The 17,781-nt window shown below is 74.7% G+C and carries 18 protein-coding genes; 8 read left to right on the top strand and 10 right to left on the bottom strand.

Going from position 1 to position 17,781, the window contains the following annotated elements:
- Entirely contained in the window at positions 1–1,365 is a 1,365-nt protein-coding gene (locus tag ACGFX4_RS22040; protein WP_393076967.1) for a cobyrinate a,c-diamide synthase, read from the top strand.
- Between the two features lie 17 nt (positions 1,366–1,382).
- Here ACGFX4_RS22040 and ACGFX4_RS22035 read toward each other — a convergent pair whose 3' ends face one another.
- On the bottom strand, positions 1,383–2,819 hold the full coding sequence (locus ACGFX4_RS22035; RefSeq protein ID WP_393076965.1) for a DUF4190 domain-containing protein: 1,437 nt from the start codon (positions 2,817–2,819) through the stop codon (positions 1,383–1,385).
- Between the two features lie 126 nt (positions 2,820–2,945).
- On the opposite strand from ACGFX4_RS22035, the gene ACGFX4_RS22030 reads away from it, so the two are divergent.
- Both ACGFX4_RS22030 and ACGFX4_RS22025 read left to right on the top strand, forming a co-directional pair.
- The gene (locus ACGFX4_RS22030; RefSeq protein WP_393076963.1) at positions 2,946–3,605 is read left to right on the top strand and encodes a GntR family transcriptional regulator; all 660 of its coding nucleotides are present in this window, start codon (positions 2,946–2,948) and stop codon (positions 3,603–3,605) included.
- Positions 3,606–3,610: 5 nt separating this feature from the next.
- Positions 3,611–4,087 carry an OsmC family protein gene (locus tag ACGFX4_RS22025; RefSeq protein ID WP_345699476.1) on the top strand — a complete coding sequence of 159 codons (477 nt, stop codon included), beginning with the start codon at positions 3,611–3,613 and terminating at the stop codon, positions 4,085–4,087.
- Between the two features lie 38 nt (positions 4,088–4,125).
- Here the strand turns inward: ACGFX4_RS22025 and ACGFX4_RS22020 are convergent, their stop codons facing one another.
- Positions 4,126–5,712, bottom strand: a complete 1,587-nt coding sequence (locus ACGFX4_RS22020) for an ABC transporter permease (protein WP_393076960.1) — start codon at positions 5,710–5,712, stop codon at positions 4,126–4,128.
- Positions 5,709–6,623, bottom strand: a complete 915-nt coding sequence (locus ACGFX4_RS22015) for an ATP-binding cassette domain-containing protein (RefSeq protein WP_393076957.1) — start codon at positions 6,621–6,623, stop codon at positions 5,709–5,711. Before ACGFX4_RS22015 ends, ACGFX4_RS22020 begins: the two co-directional genes overlap by 4 nt.
- 106 nt (positions 6,624–6,729) lie before the next feature.
- On the opposite strand from ACGFX4_RS22015, the gene ACGFX4_RS22010 reads away from it, so the two are divergent.
- A complete protein-coding gene (locus ACGFX4_RS22010) occupies positions 6,730–7,224 on the top strand; it encodes a GbsR/MarR family transcriptional regulator (protein WP_393076955.1) in 495 nt (164 codons plus the stop codon).
- Positions 7,225–7,251: 27 nt separating this feature from the next.
- Here the strand turns inward: ACGFX4_RS22010 and ACGFX4_RS22005 are convergent, their stop codons facing one another.
- From ACGFX4_RS22005 to ACGFX4_RS21990, 4 genes are all read right to left on the bottom strand, one after another.
- A complete protein-coding gene (locus ACGFX4_RS22005; protein WP_393076952.1) occupies positions 7,252–8,331 on the bottom strand; it encodes a hypothetical protein in 1,080 nt (359 codons plus the stop codon).
- 87 nt (positions 8,332–8,418) lie between these two features.
- A complete protein-coding gene (locus ACGFX4_RS22000; protein WP_393076950.1) occupies positions 8,419–9,438 on the bottom strand; it encodes a TolB family protein in 1,020 nt (339 codons plus the stop codon).
- Entirely contained in the window at positions 9,435–10,700 is a 1,266-nt protein-coding gene (locus tag ACGFX4_RS21995; protein ID WP_393076948.1) for an MFS transporter, read from the bottom strand. Before ACGFX4_RS21995 ends, ACGFX4_RS22000 begins: the two co-directional genes overlap by 4 nt.
- 6 nt (positions 10,701–10,706) lie before the next feature.
- Positions 10,707–11,597, bottom strand: a complete 891-nt coding sequence (locus tag ACGFX4_RS21990) for an alkaline phosphatase family protein (RefSeq protein ID WP_393076945.1) — start codon at positions 11,595–11,597, stop codon at positions 10,707–10,709.
- A 236-nt stretch (positions 11,598–11,833) separates the two neighbouring features.
- Here ACGFX4_RS21990 and ACGFX4_RS21985 point away from each other — a divergent pair, with 236 nt between their 5' ends.
- Both ACGFX4_RS21985 and cobC read left to right on the top strand, forming a co-directional pair.
- On the top strand, positions 11,834–12,241 hold the full coding sequence (locus ACGFX4_RS21985) for a cobalamin biosynthesis protein (RefSeq protein ID WP_393076943.1): 408 nt from the start codon (positions 11,834–11,836) through the stop codon (positions 12,239–12,241).
- Positions 12,238–13,281, top strand: a complete 1,044-nt coding sequence (cobC, locus tag ACGFX4_RS21980; protein ID WP_393076940.1) for an Rv2231c family pyridoxal phosphate-dependent protein CobC — start codon at positions 12,238–12,240, stop codon at positions 13,279–13,281. The genes ACGFX4_RS21985 and cobC overlap by 4 nt, the downstream gene beginning before the upstream one ends.
- On the opposite strand, the gene ACGFX4_RS21975 is transcribed toward cobC, so the two are convergent.
- A complete protein-coding gene (locus tag ACGFX4_RS21975; protein ID WP_393076937.1) occupies positions 13,268–13,831 on the bottom strand; it encodes a hypothetical protein in 564 nt (187 codons plus the stop codon). The genes cobC and ACGFX4_RS21975 overlap by 14 nt on opposite strands.
- Before the next feature lie 14 nt (positions 13,832–13,845).
- Positions 13,846–14,397, bottom strand: a complete 552-nt coding sequence (locus tag ACGFX4_RS21970) for an HAD domain-containing protein (protein ID WP_393076935.1) — start codon at positions 14,395–14,397, stop codon at positions 13,846–13,848.
- A gap of 275 nt (positions 14,398–14,672) precedes the next feature.
- Between ACGFX4_RS21970 and ACGFX4_RS21965 the strand changes: the two genes are divergently transcribed.
- Positions 14,673–15,953, top strand: coding sequence for a hypothetical protein (locus tag ACGFX4_RS21965; RefSeq protein ID WP_393076933.1), 1,281 nt, complete (start codon positions 14,673–14,675; stop codon positions 15,951–15,953).
- A gap of 110 nt (positions 15,954–16,063) precedes the next feature.
- Positions 16,064–16,573, top strand: a complete 510-nt coding sequence (locus ACGFX4_RS21960; protein WP_393076931.1) for a hypothetical protein — start codon at positions 16,064–16,066, stop codon at positions 16,571–16,573.
- 5 nt (positions 16,574–16,578) lie between these two features.
- Here ACGFX4_RS21960 and ACGFX4_RS21955 read toward each other — a convergent pair whose 3' ends face one another.
- Positions 16,579–17,715 (bottom strand): M48 family metallopeptidase, encoded by a 1,137-nt coding sequence (locus ACGFX4_RS21955; RefSeq protein WP_393076929.1) that lies wholly within the window; start codon positions 17,713–17,715, stop codon positions 16,579–16,581.
- Between the last annotated feature and the right edge of the window lie 66 nt (positions 17,716–17,781).

Below are 17,781 nucleotides of genomic sequence, written 5' to 3'. Positions count from 1 at the left end.
TTGAGCAGCATCCCCCGCCTCGTGATCGCCGCGCCCTCCTCCGGCGCGGGCAAGACCACCGTCGCCACCGGCCTGATGGCGGCCCTCCGATCACGCGGACTGAAGGTCTCGCCGCACAAGGTCGGCCCGGACTACATCGACCCCGGCTACCACGCGCTGGCCGCCGGCCGGCCCGGCCGCAACCTCGACTCCTACATGTGCGGGACCGAGCGGATCGCCCCGCTCTTCCTGCACGGCGCCGCCGGCGCCGACGTCGCGGTGGTCGAAGGGGTCATGGGCCTGTACGACGGAGCCGCCGGGCAGGGCGAGTTGGCGTCCACCGCACAGGTCGCCAAGCTGCTCAGGGCCCCCGTGGTGCTGGTCGTCGACGCCTCCTCGCAGTCCCGCTCGGTCGCCGCCCTCGTCCACGGCTTCGCCTCCTGGGACCCGGAGGTGCGCCTCGCCGGCGTCATCCTCAACCGGGTCGCCTCCGACCGGCACGAACACCTGCTGCGCGAAGCCCTGGAGGAAGGCTCCGGGGTGCCCGTGCTCGGCGCCGTCCGCCGCGCCGAACAGGTCGCCACCCCCTCCCGCCACCTCGGCCTGATCCCCGCCGTCGAACGCTCCGCCGAAGCCCTCCGCGCCGTCACCGACATGGGCGAACTCATCGCCGCCTCCGTCGACCTGGACGCCGTCCTCGCCCTCGCCCGCACCGCGCCCCCGCTCGCCGCCGAGCCCTGGGACCCGGCCACCGAGGTCGAACCGCCCACCGGCCCCCGGCCCCGGATCGCCCTCGCCGGCGGCGCGGCATTCTCCTTCTCCTACGCCGAGAACGCCGAACTGCTCACCGCCGCCGGCGCCGACGTCGTCACCTTCGACCCGCTGCGCGACACCGAACTGCCCGCCGACACCGCCGCGTTGGTGATCGGCGGCGGCTTCCCCGAACTCTACGTCGGCGAACTCAGCGAGAACGCGCCCCTGCGCACAGCCATCGCCGAACTCGCCCGCTCCGGCGCGCCGGTGGTCGCCGAATGCGCCGGACTCCTCTACCTGGGCCAGGAGTTGGACGGAAAACCGATGTGCGGCGTACTCGACACCGCGGCCCGGATGAGCGGCCGGCTCACCCTCGGCTACCGCGAGGCCGTCGCCCTCACCGACAGCCCGCTCGCCGCCACCGGCACCCGGGTACGCGGCCACGAGTTCCACCGCACCGTCACCGACCCCGGCGCCGGCGACCACCCCGCCTGGGGCTGGCGCACCCCCACCGGCCCCGTCACCGAGGGCTTCACCCAGGGCGCGGTCCACGCCTCCTACCTCCACCTCCACTGGGCCAGCACCCCCCACACCGCCACCCGCCTCGTCCGAGCGGCGGCCGAGCGGCTCTGAGCCCTGCCCGCCGAGGCTCAGGCGGGCTTGGGGGCCTCGCCGGTGGTGGGGTGGGCGGTCTCCGAGTCGTAGAGGTCGGTGGTGGCGAGGCCGAGGGCGGCGCGGGCGGCCTTGGCCTTGGCGCCGCCGACGTGGCGGGAGGCCTCGACCAGTTCGTTCTCGATGGCGGCGGCGTCCTTGGCGGTGCGGGCGGCCTCCAGGTGCTTCTTCATCTCGCGGCACTCGGCGATCAGGTCGGCCACCGGCTGCTTGGCGGAGGAGCTCCAGCTGACCCCTTCGAGCTTGGCGATCTCGATGGTGACCGCGTCGGAGACGTTGTCGGCCCAGCGGCGGTAGCCGTCGGGGTCGTCGGCGACCTCCTCCTCGTCGGGGCCGTTCGCCCAGACCCGGTTGAACGGGTTGACCGCGGAGAGGTAGCCGACCTGCTCGGCGTTGAGGTTCAGCCGGTCGTTGCGCAGCGAGCCGGTGGTCGGGCCGTTGTCGTCGACGAAGAAGCAGACCGCGCGGTTGCCGCCGGTGCGCTTCCAGTTGCGCTCGTCGGGGTAAAAGTAGTGGACGGAGACGGTGGAGGGGATGGCCCAGCTGTCCATGGCGTAGTCGTCCTGCTTGCGGTCGCACTCCAGGTCGGCGCCGGAGGTCACCCAGTTGTCGCCCGGGTAGTCGGCCGTGCCGTTGAGGGTGAAGGTCCAGTACACCTCGCCGTAGTGCCGCTGGCTGCAGGGGACGATGCGGACCGAGACGCCGGTGGTGCTGCCGGTGCGGTCGAAGCACTCGCCGCTGTCCAGGTCGAAGGCGCTCTGCGGGCCTGCCGACCGGGTCGAGGGCGGGAACGCGTCCGGGTTGCGGCTGTCCTCGACGATCGCGGCGCCGACCCCGATGGCGATCAGGACCGCCCAGATCGAGGACAGCACGATGCCCGCGACCGCCAGGCCCTTGCCGCGCTGGCCGGTGCGCTTGATCGCGCCGAGCGCGGCGATGCCGAAGCCGATACCGCCGAGGAAGAGCAGGCAGGCGAAGCCGAAGACGCCCATCACGAAGGAGGTGATCGCGTAGCCGTTCCAGCCCGGGTCGAGGGGCTGCTGCCAACCGCCCGGGTAGCCGGGGTAGCCCGGGTACGGCTGCGGCTGGCCGCCCGCCCACGGGTTCAGGGGCGGGGGCGGGGTGCCGGGGCCGCCGACCTGGTAGGGCGGGTACGCCGGGGCGCCGCCGGGGTAGGCCGGGGCGGACGCCTGCGGGTAGGCGTCGTACGGGGAGGCGTCGTACGGGGAGGGCGGGGTCGTGCCGAACGGCGACGGGGCCGGATCGGGGAACGACGGCGTCGGCGCGGCCCAGTCGGCCGCGGGGGGCGTCGGGTCGGCCGGAGGAGTCGGGTCCGCGGACGGGACCGGGGTCGGGTCCGCGGGCGGGGCGGGCGACGGCTCCGCGGGCGGGGTCGGCTCCGGGTCGGGCAGCATGGCGGGTCCCCCCTGGTACGGAACAGTTCGTCGGCTGCGCGAATATAGCCGGTCCTCCTCCGGGTCAACCAATGGATAGCGGAGCGTTCATTGCATGCAATGCATGCAGTGCATACGATGGCGTCCATGCAGACCGAGACGGCGCACGCCCGCCTGCGCGAGCTGATCCTGGACGGCGGGTACCCGCCGGGTGCCCGGCTGACCGAGCTGGAGGTCGCGGCCACGCTGGAGATGAGCCGCACCCCGGTCCGGGAGGCGTTCCGGGCGCTCGCCGCCGACGGGCTGGTGGAGGCCGCCGGGCGGGGTGTCCGGGTGGTCGCGCTGGACACGGAGGCGCTGGAGCACAGCTACCGGGTCCGGGCCGCGCTGGAGGGGCTGGCCGCCGAGCTCGCCGCCGAGCGGCAGCGCGCCGGCCGGCTCGCCCCCGCCGACCTGGACGACCTGGACGCGCTCGCCGACCGCACCCACCGGGCCACCGCCGAGGGCCGGCTCACCGAGGCGGTCCGGCTCAACCGCCGCTTCCACCGGCGGATCGCCGAGCTGGCCGCCAACCCGATCGCCCTGCACACCCTGGACCGGCTGTGGGACCGGCTGCAGGTCTCCACCCGCACCTCGCTGACCCCGCCGGGCCGTACCGGACTGGTCGACGACCAGCACCGCGAGCTGCTCGCCGCGATCCGTGCCGGCGACCCGGCCGCCGCCCAGGCGGCGGCCCGCCGGCACGTCCTGGACACCGGCACCGCGCACCGCACCACCGCAGCATCGACCAACGACGACTCGGAGTGACCGCCATGCCCAAGCCGCACCACTACGACGTCCGCGTCACCTGGACCGGCAACACCGGTACCGGGACCGACAGTTACCGCAGCTACGAGCGGGCGCACGACATCACCGCGGCCGGTGTCCCGCCGATCCTCGGCAGCGCCGACCCGACCTTCCGCGGCGACCCGGCCCGGTGGAACCCCGAGCAGCTGCTGCTCGCGGCGCTCTCCCAGTGCCACATGATGTCGTACCTGCACCAGTGCGCCGTGAACGGCGTGGTGGTCACCTCGTACGTGGACGACGCCGCCGCGACGATGGTGGTCGCGGGCGGCGGCGGGCACTTCACCGAGGCGGTGCTGCGGCCGCGCATCGAGATCGCCGAGGAGTCGATGCGCGAGCGCGCGCTCGCGCTGCACGGCCCGGCCCGGGACGCCTGCTTCATCGCCGCCTCGGTCAACTTCCCGGTGCACCACGAGCCTTCGATCACCGTGGCGGGCACCGCCTGACCCCGGCCGGGCCCGGTCGCGACCGGGCCCGGCCGGGGTCAGCCCAGGTCGCGGCGGGCCAGTCCGGCCAGGCCGGCGGCGGCCAGGGCGGCGGCGAGCGCGGTCAGCCAGAGCAGCGGCGTCGCGCTCAGTGGGCCGCCCGGCAGGTGCGGGGTGTGGGTGAACGGCGAGAGGTCGAGCACCCGGGCGTCCAGGCGCAGGATCGGACCGAGCCAGGCGATCAGGACGAAGCCGCCCAGTACGCCCCAGCCCGCCGCGGTCCACTGCGGCAGCAGGCCGTACAGGGCCAGCGCCGCGGCCGCGGTCAGCCACACCGCCGGGAGCTGCGCCAGCGCCGCGCCCAGCAGCCGCAGCGGCTCACCGCCGACGACGGCCCGGACGGACAGCCCGGCGGACAGCCCGGCGACCGCCAGCAGCACGGCCGTGCCGAGCAGCGGGAAGAGCAGGTGCCCGGCGGCCCAGCGCAGCCGGGAGACCGCACCGGCCAGCACCGGTTCGGCCCGGCCCCCGACCTCCTCGGCGCGCAGCCGCAGCACCGCCTGGACGGCGTAGCCCGCCGCGACCAGGCCGAACAGGTTGACGATCGAGGCGAGGTAGGCGTCCAGCGCCTCCTGGCGTCCACCCAGCCTGGCCATCAGGTCGGCGAGCTGGTCGTTCCCGGCGACCAGGTCGACCACGCCCTTCGCCACCCCGCCGAACACCGCGCCGGCCAGGGCGAAGCCCGCGCACCAGCCCAGCAGCGCCCCGCGCTGCAGTCGGCGGGCCAGCGCGGCCTGGCCGTCCAGGCCCGGCGCCGCGGCCGCCGGTCCGGGGCGCTGCGGGAGCAGCCCGGCGCCGAGGTCGCGGCGGTCGGCGAGGGCGTACGCGGCGGCGGTCAGTGCCGCGGTCAGCGCGAGCGGGAGGGCCAGCACCCACCAGCGGTCGCCGCCGTACGGGCGCAGCTGCTCGGCCCAGCCGATCGGGGACAGCCAGCTCGCCCAGGAGGCGGCGGAGTCGGCGTCCCCGATCGCGCGCAGGGCGAAGGCAGCGCCGAGTGCGGCGCCGGCGAGGCCGTTGGCGGCCCGCCCGGTCGCGGTGAGCTGGGCGGCGAGCGCGGCGACGGCCCCGAAGACCAGTCCGGTCGCGGCCAGCGCGAGGCCGAACGCGACGGCGCCGGAAGGACGTTGGCCGGCCGCGAGCAGTCCGAGGGCGACCAGGGCGGCCACCGCGAGGTCGGCGATCAGCGCCGCCAGCAGGGCGGCGGTCAGCGGGGCCCGGCGGCCGACCGCGCCGGCGCCGATCAGCTCCAGCCGGCCGTCCTCCTCCTCGGCCCGGGTGTGCCGGACCACCAGCAGCGCCGACATCAGACCGGCGAGCACCGCGCCGAAGACGCCCATCCGCCAGGCGGTCAGCCCGCCGACGCTGCCCGCGTCGAACACCGGCCCGTACAGGGCGCGCAGCGAGCCGTTGGCGGTGATGCCCGCGGCGAAGGTGCGGCGGGCCTGCTCGGTGCCGTACAGCGAGCGGAAGGAGAAGGCGGTGGAGACCGCCATCGCGGCGAGGGCGTAGACCCAGAGCGGCAGGGCGATCCGGTCCCGGCGCAGCGCGAGGCGGAGCAGGGTGCCGGTACCCGCCGTGCCGTTCACCGGGCCACCGCCGCGGGGGCGGCGGGCTCGTAGTGGCGCAGGAACAGCTCCTCCAGGGTGGGCGGGCGGCTGGTCAGGCTGCGCACCCCGGCGGCGGTCAGCGCCCGCAGCAGCTCGTCGAGCCGGTCGGCGTCGACCTGGCAGCTGAGCCGGGCCCCGTCGGCCAGGGCCTCGGTGCGGACGTCGTGGGCGAACGGCAACGGCGGCGGGGCGGTGGCGAGTTCGGCGACGACGGCGGTCCGGGTGAGGTGCCGCAGCTCGGTCAGGGTGCCGGTCTCGACGGTGCGGCCCGCCCGGACGATGGACACCCGGTCGCACAGCGCCTCGACCTCGGTCAGCAGGTGGCTGGAGAGCAGGACGGTCGCGCCGCGCTCCGTGGCCTCCCGGACGCAGTCGCGGAACACCTCCTCCATCAGCGGGTCCAGGCCGGAGGTCGGCTCGTCCAGGATCAGCAGCTCGGCGTCGGCCGCGAAGGCCGCCACCAGCGCGACCTTCTGCCGGTTGCCCTTGGAGTAGGCGCGGCCCTTCTTGGTGGGGTCGAGCTCGAAGCGGTCCAGCAGCTCGGCGCGCCGGGCCGGGGACGGCTCCCGTACCCCGCGCACGCGCAGCAGCAGGTCGACCGCCTCGCCGCCGGTCAGGTTGCGCCACAGGGTGACGTCGCCGGGCACGTACGCCAGGCGCCGGTGCAGGGCGACCGCGTCGCGCCAGGGGTCGCCGCCGAGCAGGGAGGCCCGGCCGGCGTCGACGCGCAGCAGGCCGAGCAGGGCGCGGATGGTGGTGGACTTGCCCGCGCCGTTCGGCCCGAGGAAGCCGTGGACCTCGCCCCGGGCGACGGTCAGGTCGAGCCCGTCGAGCGCACGCGTCCGGCCGAAGGTCTTCACCAGGCCGGTCACCGAGATGGCGGTCGTCATGGCACGACCGTACTCTTGGTTCACAGATTCGTGAAGTTGCTGAAATCCGTGGATCTTGCGAAGCCGCCGATAGGATGCCGGGACGGCGGTGGCAGGAGGAACGGCAGTGGGAGGCGCGGCGGTGCAGCGGGACGAGGCGGCGGTGGACGGGTTCATCGAGCGCTTCGCGGGCGTCCTCACCGACGCCGGCTTCCCCCGGATGCCCGCCCGGATCTTCACCGCCCTGCTCGCCGCCGACACCGGGCGCCTGACCGCCGCGGAGCTCGCCGACCGCCTCCGGGTCAGCCCCGCCGCGGTCTCCGGCGCGGTCCGGTACCTCACCCAGGTCAACCTGGTCAGCCGCGAGCGCGAAGCCGGCTCCCGGCGGGACCGCTACCGGGTGCACGAGAACGCCTGGTACGAGGCGACCGTCAGCCGCGACCAGGCGCTCACCCGGTGGGAGGGCAGCCTGCGCGAGGGCATCGAGGTGCTCGGCCCCGGGACGCCCGCCGGCGCCCGGCTCGCCGAGTCGCTGGCCTTCTTCGCCTTCCTGCGCGAGGAGTTGCCGCAACTGCTGGAGCGCTGGCGCGAGCGCCGCGAGGACCTGCTCGGCGGCCCCTGAGGCCCGCCGGCCCGCCCCCCGCCGGCGCTACCAGGTGGCCCAGGGCTCGGGCTTCGAGCGGGGCGGGGCGGGCGGCGGCGGCACCGAGCGGTCGGCGAGCTGCGCGGCCGCGACGAGGTCGGCCACCCGCCGGGGATCGGCCAGGCCGGTGAGCGAGTGGCCGCCCCGCTCGGCCAGCGGGTCGCTGCCCCGGCGGCGCACCGTCGGCCCGGGCACGACCGGCTCCAGCAGCACCCGGCCGTCCAGCACCACCGGCGGGCCGAGCCGCGCCAGCTCGGTGGCCCGGACCAGGACGCCGCCCGCCCAGGTGAGCACCCGGCGGTCCGTCACCACATAGTGGGTGCGGGTCAGCTGCCGACGCCGGCGCCCCGGCACCACCACCGTCGGCCCGAGTCCCGCGAAGCCCGCGAGCAGGGCCGTGAACAGGAGGAACGGCCCCGGAGCGGTCGTGCCGAACAGCAGGATCGCCACCCCGGCGACCACCCCGGCCGCCGCCGCCCACACCTCCGCCTCGCCGTACCACCAGCGCAGCCGCAGCGGACGCGCCACCAGCAGCGGCCGCTCCCCGGACGCCAGGGTCAGCCCCGGGGGCAGCTCGACCCCGGCGGGCGACGGGACCGGCTGACGCGCCGACAGGTCGCGGCGGGCGTCGAGCAGGATCCGCTGCGCGGCCTGCGGATCGGCCAGCCCGCCCAGCACCGGCCAGGCGGGGCCCAGGTGGCGGCCCGCCCCGGCCGGGGCGAACGACAGCGCGTCACCGACCACCACCGGGTCGGGCAGCCGGTCGAGCCACCAGGAGCGGACCTGCGTCCCGGTCACGGCCACCAGGCGGCTGTCGGTGATCCGGTACGACTCGGTGCCGCCCGGGAACACCGCGCGCACCATCGGCATCAGCGAGATCAACGAGGCCACCGCGAACACGCTCAGCCCGAGCCTGGCCTGCCCCGGCAACGGACCCGACAGCACGAGGACGGCGAACCCCACCGCACCGGCACACGCGAGCACCAGGGGCACCGCCCGCGCCCACCGGCGACGCGCCGCACCCGCCTGCCGCGGCGCACCGGCCCACAGCACCCGCTCCCCCGCCAGCAGCACATCGGGCTCCATCGCGACCCTCCCTGATCGAACGAACGGCCCATGATGGCACCGCCGCCCGACCGCCACCAGGGTTCGGCGCCGCGCGCCGGACGGCGCTCAGCGCAGGTAGGCGGGGGCCACGGCGGAGACCGTGAGGGTGGCGGGGGCTCCGGTGCCGTCGGCCGGGACGGTCCAGAGGTCGGCGCCGTACTCGCCGGGCAGGGAGTAGACCAGCGTCGCGCCGTCGGCCCACAGGGCCTGGTCGTCGATGTTGCGCTGCTCGGCGGTGGCGGTCTCGGTCATGGTGGCGAGGTCGAGGACGTACAGCCGCCAGGGCGCGTCCGGGGAGGCGTCGGCGACGCGCTTCTTGTAGGCGACCCGGGTGCCGTCCGGCGAGAGCGAGGGGCACTCCACGTTCTGGTGCAGCGTGGTGAGGGTGCGCGCGGCGAGGTCGCCCTGGACGAGGTAGGTCTGCCCGCCGGTGGCGACGGTGGCGTAGAACCGGTTGTCGTCGGCGAAGGTGACGCCCCAGATGTTGACGTCGGAGGCCCGGTACGGGTGGCCGTCCTTGACCACGGCGAAGGTCTCCAGGTTGTCCTCGAGGTGCCAGTCGCGGGTGTCGACGATCGCGGTGCGGGTGGAGAAGTCGGTGCCGGCGTAGGAGTCGCCGCTGACGAAGACGGTCCAGGCGGCGAGGTGGCCGGAGGGCGAGACCCGGGCGCGGGTCGGGATGCCGGCGGCGGGGAAGGCGTGCTTCTCGCGCAGGTGGTCGTCGAGGACGACGGTGCGGTAGGTGTCCTCCAGGGCGCCGTGCTCGGCCTGCAGGCAGATGCCGGTGCCGGCGGCGGCGTGGAAGCGCAGGCACTTGAGGCCGGAGGAGGTGCGCGGCGCGTCCGGGTGGTCGGCGGGAACGGTGGTGATCTCGTCGCGGTGCGGGCCCCAGGCCAGGTTGCGGAAGACCAGTTGCCCGTGGCCCGGGTCGAGGTCGACGGCGCCGGGGTGGACCGGCGGACCGCCGGCCTGCTCCTGGTCCTTCTTGCCGCTGCGGTCCGCGGCGTACAGGACGGCTCCGGTGCCGACGCCGCCGAGCAGGACGACGGCGAGCAGCAGGGTGAGCAGGCGGGCGGTGCGTGTCATGCGGTGGACACCTCGTCGTCGGTGCGGAGGAAACGGGTGGCGACCAGGGCGCTGACGGTGAGTGCGCCGGCGGCGATCGCGAGGGCGGTGCTGCCGCCGAGGGAGGCCCACAGGGCGCCGAAGGCGAGCGAGCAGGCGAACCGGGCGAGCGCCTGGCCGGTGCCGACCAGGGCCTGTCCGGCGCCCTGGTGCTCGGCGGGGACGGTGCCGGCGGTGGCGGCGGCGAGGACGCCGTCGGTGGCGGCGTAGAAGGTGCCGTGCAGCAGCAGGATCACCGGGATCAGCCCGGTCCCGGGCGCGGCGAGGACCAGCGCGTAGCCGCCCAGCAGGGCGCCGTGGCCGGCCAGGAAGAGCACCCGGCGGCCGATCCGGTCGGCGAGCAGGCCCATCGGCACGGCGAGCAGCAGGAAGACCGCGGCGGTGCCCAGCGGCAGCAGCGGGAACAGGTGCGAGGACAGCCCGAGCCGGCGCTGGATCAGCAGGTAGAGGAAGGCGTCGCTGACGGTGGTCAGGCCGAGCAGCACGGCGCACAGGGTGAGCCGGCGCAGCGCGGGCAGCCGCAGCAGGACCAGCGAGTCGCGCAGGCTCGGCCGGACGGCCGGCGCCTCCTCGCGGGCCCGGCCGGGTACGAAGAGGACCAGCAGCAGCACGCCGAGCAGCGCGATGCAGCCGCTGACGGCGAAGACCGCGTCGTAGCCGTCCACGGTGGCGCGCAGGATCGCGAAGGCGACCAGCGGGCCGATCAGGGCGCCGGTGGTGTCCATCGCGCGGTGCACGCCGAAGGCGCGGCCGCGGTGCTCGGGGGCGGTGGCGAGGGAGATCAGCGCGTCGCGGGGTGCGGTGCGCAGGCCCTTGCCGGTGCGGTCGACGGCCAGCACGGCGCCGATCAGCGGGAGGGTGTGGGCCAGGAGGAGGAGCGGCTTGCAGACGGCGGACAGGCCGTAGCCGAAGCCGGCGACCAGCTTGTGGCCGCGCCCGCCGCGGTCGGCGAGGTGCCCGCCGAGCAGCCGGACCAGGGCGGCGGCGCCGTTGTTGATGCCGTCCAGCAGGCCGAAGCCGAGCGGGGAGAGGCCGAGACCGGCGACCACGTACAGCGGCAGCACCGCGCTGACCATCTCCGAGGAGACGTCGGTGACCAGGCTGACCGCGCCGAGGGCGACGACGGTGCCGGGGACCGCGGCGGCGCGCCGCCCCGGACGGGTGTCCGGGGCAGCGGCCGTGGTGCTGCGGCGCTTGGAATCACGAGCGTCCGCGAGGTACATCCGGCGTCAGTTCCAGATGCCGGTGATGTCGGAGGCGGTGGCGGCGTTGCCCGCGTGGGCGGACAGGCCGGCCAGGTCCTCCAGGGTGCGCAGCACGTTGTAGTGGTTGTAGGTGGTGGCGGTGGAGCTGCCCGGGGTCACGTGCTGACCGTAGAAGACGGTGGGGATGCGGTTGCCGGACAGCCGGTTGTCCTCGTCGAAGGTGACGACCAGCATCGAGTTGTGGGTCTGCGCCCAGGTGGCGTACGCGCCCAGCTTGTTCTTGATCCAGGTGTCGCCGGTGCCGACCGAGCAGTCGTGCATGTCGTTGCACAGGTCGGGCACCACGAAGGAGACCTTCGGCAGGGTGGTGAAGTCGGTCGGGAACTGCGTCATGGTCTTGGCGGTGCTGGTCGGCACGTTGTTGAAGCCGAACCACGGGTTGTGCTTCTGCGCGTACTTGCCGCTGGAGCAGACGGTCGAGCCCTGCGACGGCAGGCCCTCGTTGTAGCTGCCCCAGGTCTTGCCGGCGGCAATCAGCTCGGAGCCGAGGTTCGGCGCGGACATCGAGCCGACGGAGACGCAGCTGTCGTCGGTGCGGCCCTGGTTGGAGCCGGAGAACAGCATGTAGTAGTTCGGCTCCGACGGGTGGGTCAGGCCGTACGACTGGGTGAGGTTGGCGCCACCCGCCTTGAGGGTGTTGTTGATGTACGGGGCGCTGGAGCTGCCGATCACCTGGGTGTAGGCGTGGTTCTCCATCACCACGACCACGATGTGGTCGGGGGTCGGCAGGGTCGCGGCGTGGGCGGCGGTGCCGGTGGCGGCCCAGATACCGAGCGAGCCGGCGGCGAGCGCGACCGAGCTGGCGATCGCGGTGAGGGTGCGCTTGGCGCGCTTGGGGGCCTGAACGGCGGTCATTGCTGTCCTCCTGGCGAGGGAAGGTGACAGTGCGTGGTGGAGCGGCCGTAACCCTAGGGGCGGGCCGGTGGACGCGTCCCGACCGGAAGAGTGAAGAGCGGGCGAACGGTCGTGGCACTCCGGTTACGGGCGGGTGACCGGCGGTAACACAGGTCACAGCCGCCCCGATTGACCTGCTCAGCACGCCCGTGGTGGGATCGACGGGCCCTCGGGGCGCGGTGCGGAAGGAAGATCGGGTGGAGCTGCGGGTGGCCGTCGGCGTCGGCGCACGCCGGGGCACGGACGGCGCGGAGGTGCTCCGGCTGATCGACACCGTGCTCACCTCGGCGGGCCTGCGACGCGACGCGGTCGCACTGCTCGCCACCCTGGACGCCAAGACCGCCGAACCCGGACTGCTCGCCGCCGCCCGCGCGTTGGGCGTCCCGCTGACCGGCTTCCCGGCCGAACGGCTGGCCGCCGTCCCCGTCCCCGGACACTCCCCCACCGCGCTCGCCGCCGTCGGCACCCCGAGCGTCGCCGAGGCCGCCGCGCTCGCCGCCGCCCTCGCCACCTCGCCCGGCAGCCGCCTGCTGGCCGGAAAGCACACCTCGGCGAACGCCACCGCCGCCCTGGCCGGCCCCCTCGTGACAGGAGAGCCCACGTGACCGCCGAACCCGACCTGCGCCACCACGGCGACGCCGAGGTCCGCACCCCCGGCCTGGTCGACCTCGCGGTGAACGTCCGCACCGGCACCCCGCCCGAGTGGCTGCGTGACCGGCTCGCCGCCACCCTCGGCGACCTCGCCGCCTACCCCGACCCCGCCGCCGCCCGCGCCGCCGTCGCCGCCCGGCACCGCCGGCCCGTCGACGAGGTGCTGCTCACCTCCGGCGCGGCCGAGGCGTTCGTCCTGCTCGCCCGGGTGCTGCGACCGCGCCGCGCGACCGTGGTGCACCCGCAGTTCACCGAACCGGAAGCGGCCCTGCGGGACGCCGGGCACACCGTCCACCGGGTCGTCCTCGACGCCGCCGACGGCTTCCGGCTCACCCCCGGCGCGGTACCCGACGAAGCCGACCTGGTGGTGATCGGCAACCCCACCAACCCCACCTCGGTGCTCCACCCCGCCGAGGCCGTCGCCGCACTGGCCCGGCCCGGCCGGACCCTGGTCGTCGACGAGGCGTTCATGGACGCCGTCCCCGGCGAACCCGCCTCACTCGCCGAGACCCGCGACCTGCCCGGGCAGGTCGTCGTCCTGCGCAGCCTCACCAAGACCTGGGGACTCGCCGGACTCCGGATCGGCTACGTCCTCGGCCCGGCCGCGCTGATCGCCGAACTCGCCGCCGCCCAGCCGCTCTGGCCCGTCTCCACCCCCGCGCTGGCCGCCGCCGAGGCCTGCAGCACCCCCGCGGCACTCGCCGAGGCCGAGGACGCCGCCCGGCTCACCGCCGCCCACCGCGAGCACCTGCTCAAGGGCCTTGCCGACGTCCCCGGCGCCCGGGTGCACGGCGAACCGGCCGCCTCCTTCGTCCTGCTCCGGCTCCCCGACGCCGCCGAGGTCCGCCTCCGGCTGCGCGACGCCGGCTACGCCGTCCGCCGCGGCGACACCTTCCCCGGCCTCGGCCCCGACTGGCTGCGCATCGCCGTCCGCGACGAACCGACCACCGACCGCTTCCTGACCGCCCTCGCCGCAGCCGTCAGCCCGGCGTGACCGTCCCGCCCGGGCCCGGGGCGGCGCCCCCCGCGAGTTCGGCGGCCCAGGTGGTGAGGGTGGCGAAGTCGGCGGGGCGCAGGCCGTGGCGGTGGTCGACGATCAGGACCCGGGCGGGGGCCGGGTGGTGGGCCGCCAGCCAGGCGGCGTCGTGCGGCTCGGCCTCGTCGTCGACCCAGACCAGCGGGCGCCCGCCCGCCCACGCGGACAGCTGGCGGGTCTTCCAGTGCAGGCCGTCCGGGTCGCCGTGGAACATCGACTCCCATTCGATCGCCGGGAGTTCGGGCAGGCCGATGAACGGGCCGATGCCGGTGTTCGCCTCGGAGCGCCACGCGGTGCACCAGACCAGGTCGTAGGGGAGGGCGAGCAGGGCCGGCCCGTGCGAGGGATTCAGCCACATCTGCTCCGGCTCCGACGGGTCACCGCGCATCCACGAGGCCCGCGGCACCTGGTGCGAGCGGTAACCCCGCGGCCGGAACAACGCCCGCCCGCTGAACGGCCGCAGCGGCCCGTCCACGTCGAGCAGCAGCAGCGGTCGCCCGTCCGGCATCTCCGACTCCCCCTCTACCGGCCCTGCTCGGCGGCCCAGTCGGCCAGCAGGGCGAAGTCCCGGTCCCGCAGTCCGGTGCCCGGGTCGATCGTCAGCAGCAGTGCCGTGCCGTCGTGGTGCCGCTCCACCCAGGCGCCGTCTGCGGCGGTGATCTGGTCGTCCACCCAGGCGAAGGGGCGGCCGGCCACCCAGTCGGTGATCGCCGGGGTCTTCCAGAAGACGCCGCCGTCCGGCTCGGGCCGCGGCTCCGGCCAGCCGATCACCGGCAGCTCGGGGAGGCCCAGCACCGGGCCGATGAACTCGTTCGCCTCGTGCTGCCAGGTGGTCGCCCAGACCAGGTCGAAGGGCAGCTCCCGCAGCGCCCGGCCGTGGTCCGGGTTGAGCCACACCCGCAGCGGTTTGACCTGCTTGTGGGGCATCCCGTTGGCACTCATCCAGTACCGCATGTCGGCGACCCAGGTCGGCGGCGACATCCGGTACGTGGTGTACCCGGCCGGGCGCCTGGTGCGCTTCGCCGCGAACGGGTTGAGCGGCCCGTCCACATCGATCAACAACAGCGGCCGCATCCCGGCCCCTCCCCCCGGTCGGTGTCCCTCGGAGGTTACCGGGAGACCGGAGGGAGCGGGCCGAATTTACGGCTCGGGTTGCCGGATCAAGCCGTGCACATCGCCACGAATCCACCGAACTTATCAATCATCATGGGTAGTTGACGAACATTCAGTGCGGAGTTAGCGTGGCCCACTGCACCAAGCCTCCTGATACCGCCGAGGGCCGACTCGACGCCCTGCGTCACATTCCGGGGAATTACCGGAATTCACACCCTCCACTTGAGAGGATTCCCGTGCGAACGCTTTTGATCGGAATATCTGCAGTATCCCTGCTGGCCGTTCCGTTGGCCGGTGTCTCCCACGCCGGCACATCCGGAGCGGACGGTCGGACCGCCGACACGGCACCACACAACGGTCCGGGCCCCGAGGTCCTCCGCCGCCAGGCCGGGCTCGACCGCCTCGCCGATCTGATCGAAGCCGGCATCACGCACGGCGAGTCGCACCACGACCGCGGAAGCGGCTTCGCCGGCAGCCTTGTCGACGCCGATGCAGGTCGGCTGACGGTCTATTGGAAGGGTGACGTGCCCGGCCGGGTTAGGGCCGCGGCAAAGACCGCGCCGAAGGGCCTCAAGGTCGAGTTCAAGTCCGCCCCCTACTCCGCCGCCGAGCTGGAAGCGGCTCGGGACAGGCTCTCGGCGGCCGGAGCGACGTCGGCTCCGCTGACGTCCGTCGCGACGTTGCCGACCGGCGCAGGCCTCGACGTCACCTATGCCCCGGCCGCGGGTTCCTCGCTCTCCGCGGCAGCGGAGAACTCCTCCGGCATCGTCGCCGAGGTCGAACGGGTTGCCCAGGTGCCGATCACCGCGTCCGTCGCTCGGGACGCCGACGCCCTGTCCCGGCACGACGACTGGTCGCCCTGGTTCGCCGGAGCCGAGCTGAACACTCCCAGCCACTCGTTCTGCTCGTCGGGGTTCGCCGGCTGGAAGGGCGGCCGCCAGGTCCTTCTCACGGCGTCCCACTGCGGAACGTCCGGTACGTTCGCCGACGGCACGGGCGAGGTCGTCGGCTGGGCGACCGACTACAGCCTCAACTACGACACCACCTTCATCGAGCTGAACGGCGACGGCGGGAACGGCTACTACGACGGCCGCTGGGACGACACCAACGGGTACTACAAGCATGTCTCGTCCTGGGGGCTGAGCCGGGCCGGTGACTACGTCTGCACCTCCGGCGCCATGTCCGGGGTCAAGTGCAACATCAAGGTGAAGTACGCCGGCGTCGAGTCCGTCATCGGTGGGATCAAGCGCTACAACGTGGTCCAGGCCATGCGCACCGACACGAGCACCCATGCCGCCGCGCAGGGCGACAGCGGCGGTCCCGTCGTCACCAGCGCCGACGGAACCTACGGCTTCGACATGCAGGCCCGCGGAGTGATCTCCGGCTCCTGGGGCGGTGTGGTCGTCTGCCCGCTCTTCGGCGTCGACATCGCCGGGGAGACCACCTGCTACGAGGGCGTGCAGTACATCGGCCTGTACTACCTCGTGAACAATCTCGGATTCAGCGTCAACACCTGACCGCCCGATACGTGGTGCGCGGCACACCGCGGTGGCCGCGCACCGCGTTATCGTTCACGCAAGGACCCGCACGCGCACCGATGGTGCCCGGAACCCGGCGAGGAGCAGGGGTGCGACGTCAGATCGGTCTCTTCCTGATCGCGGTGGCCGCTGTCGGATGCGGTTCGGCGGCGCCGACCGGCGGCGGGGCGCCGCCACCGCTGCCGGCGTTCAGCGCCGCGCCGGGGGACACGGCGGCCCAGATCATGCTGACCACCGGCGAGGGGTTCGTCGTCTGTTCGGCGGGCCCTCACGGGGACGGCCGGTACGAGGTACAGGTCTGCGGCGACGCGGCGAAGGCCACCGCGGTCCTCGACGACCGGTTCCCGGGGAAGGCGATCATCGTCCCGCACGGCGTGGGCGGCGAGGACGCGAGATCCCCGCAGAACCAGGTTCTCCAGTGGTGGGTGGGCAACGTCAAGGACAGCCGCTTCACCGTCGTCGACAGCAGGTTCGTCGACGGGCAGCGCCTGTCCGTGGGCGTGAGCGGCGATCCGGACGCGGCACGCGACGTGTTCGGCCGCGCGTTCCCGGGACGGGTGGCGGAGGTCCGCACCGCGGTCGAAGGGGTCGCGCTGTAGGGCCGCTAGCGTCGCGCGGGCTGCCGGGCGCGGGCGGCGGCGATGCGCTGGACGGCGCTCGGGTGGGTGGCGAAGAGCAACTGGAGCAGGCGCGGCGGGTCGACGTCGGAGACGTTGGCGACCGCGAGGCGGCGTTGCATGGCGATGAACTGCGCCGGGTCGTCGGTGAGTTCCAGGGCGTGGCGGTCGGCGCGGGCCTCGATCCGACGGCTCACCGCGGCCTGCGCCGGGCCGGAGGCGGCGCCGATCAGGGCCGCGCAGGCGGCCAGCAGGGGCAGCGAACGCGGGTCGGCCGCGTCGGTGGCGCCGGCCGCGTCCAGCAGCGGCTGCCAGGCCGTGAGCAGGCCGAGCAGGACGACCGCGACGGCCGCGCCCAGCGCGCCGAGGACGGTGCCGGTGAGCACGTCCCGGTGCTTCACGTGGCCGAGCTCGTGCGCGACGACCAGCTCCACCTCGCGCGGCTCGGCGGTGGACAGCAGGGTGTCGTAGGCGACGATCCGCCGGGTCGCGCCGAAGCCGGAGACGTACGCGTTGAGCGCGGTGGTCCGGCGGGAGGCGTCGGCGACCAGCACGGTGCGCACCCGGATCGCGTCGCGCTCCGCCAACTCCAGCAGCGCGGTGCGCAGTTCGCCGTCCGGCATCGGGGTGAAGCGGTTGAAGACCGGTTCGACGAGCAGCGGGTGGAGGAAGGACAGCGCCACCGTCAGCAGCGCCGCCAGCCCCGCGGCCGGCCACCACCAGCCGTCCGGGGAACGGTCGGTGAGCGCGTACAGGCCGAACACCACCGGCAGCGCCAGCAGCAGGGTCAGCAGCAGCCCGCGCAGCGCGTCCACCGCCCACCCCGACCAGCCCTGGGTGACCAGCCCGAACTCCCGCCGGACCACCCGCACCCGGGCGTTGAACGGCAGCACCAGCAGCTGCCCGAGCAGCACCAGCGCCGCCGTGCCGGCCAGCACCTGCGCGGTCCGCGAGCCACCGAACAGCCCGCCCGCCCACGTGACCAGCCCCGCCCCGGCGGGCGTCAGGCCCAGCACCAGCGTCAGCCCCAGGCCCACCACCCGCCCGGCCAGCACCCACGGCACCTGCCGGCGCCGCAGCGCACGCCCCCGGGCGATCTCCTCCGACGTGAAGTCCTCGCGCACGCCCCAACCCTACGCGCGGCACCGGCTCCCGGGGTCGGTGGCGGCCCCGCGAAATCCGGAGGCGGA

The organism is Kitasatospora sp. NPDC048365 (genome assembly GCF_043200835.1).
Lineage (GTDB): Bacteria > Actinomycetota > Actinomycetes > Streptomycetales > Streptomycetaceae > Kitasatospora > Kitasatospora terrestris.
This window is presented reverse-complemented; position numbering and strand designations above follow the sequence as displayed.

Bases quoted from the DNA above. Each gene is read 5' to 3' on its own strand.
- ACGFX4_RS21970 (WP_393076935.1), bottom strand. From the start codon at position 14,397: ATGCGGCCGCTGTTGTTGATCGATGTGGACGGGCCGCTCAACCCGTTC.
- ACGFX4_RS22025 (WP_345699476.1), top strand. From the start codon at position 3,611: ATGCCCAAGCCGCACCACTACGACGTCCGCGTCACCTGGACCGGCAAC.
- ACGFX4_RS22035 (WP_393076965.1), bottom strand. From the start codon at position 2,819: ATGCTGCCCGACCCGGAGCCGACCCCGCCCGCGGAGCCGTCGCCCGCC.
- ACGFX4_RS22000 (WP_393076950.1), bottom strand. From the start codon at position 9,438: ATGACACGCACCGCCCGCCTGCTCACCCTGCTGCTCGCCGTCGTCCTG.
- ACGFX4_RS22015 (WP_393076957.1), bottom strand. From the start codon at position 6,623: ATGACGACCGCCATCTCGGTGACCGGCCTGGTGAAGACCTTCGGCCGG.
- ACGFX4_RS21995 (WP_393076948.1), bottom strand. From the start codon at position 10,700: ATGTACCTCGCGGACGCTCGTGATTCCAAGCGCCGCAGCACCACGGCC.
- ACGFX4_RS22005 (WP_393076952.1), bottom strand. From the start codon at position 8,331: ATGGAGCCCGATGTGCTGCTGGCGGGGGAGCGGGTGCTGTGGGCCGGT.
- ACGFX4_RS21990 (WP_393076945.1), bottom strand. From the start codon at position 11,597: ATGACCGCCGTTCAGGCCCCCAAGCGCGCCAAGCGCACCCTCACCGCG.
- ACGFX4_RS21975 (WP_393076937.1), bottom strand. From the start codon at position 13,831: ATGCCGGACGGGCGACCGCTGCTGCTGCTCGACGTGGACGGGCCGCTG.
- ACGFX4_RS22030 (WP_393076963.1), top strand. From the start codon at position 2,946: ATGCAGACCGAGACGGCGCACGCCCGCCTGCGCGAGCTGATCCTGGAC.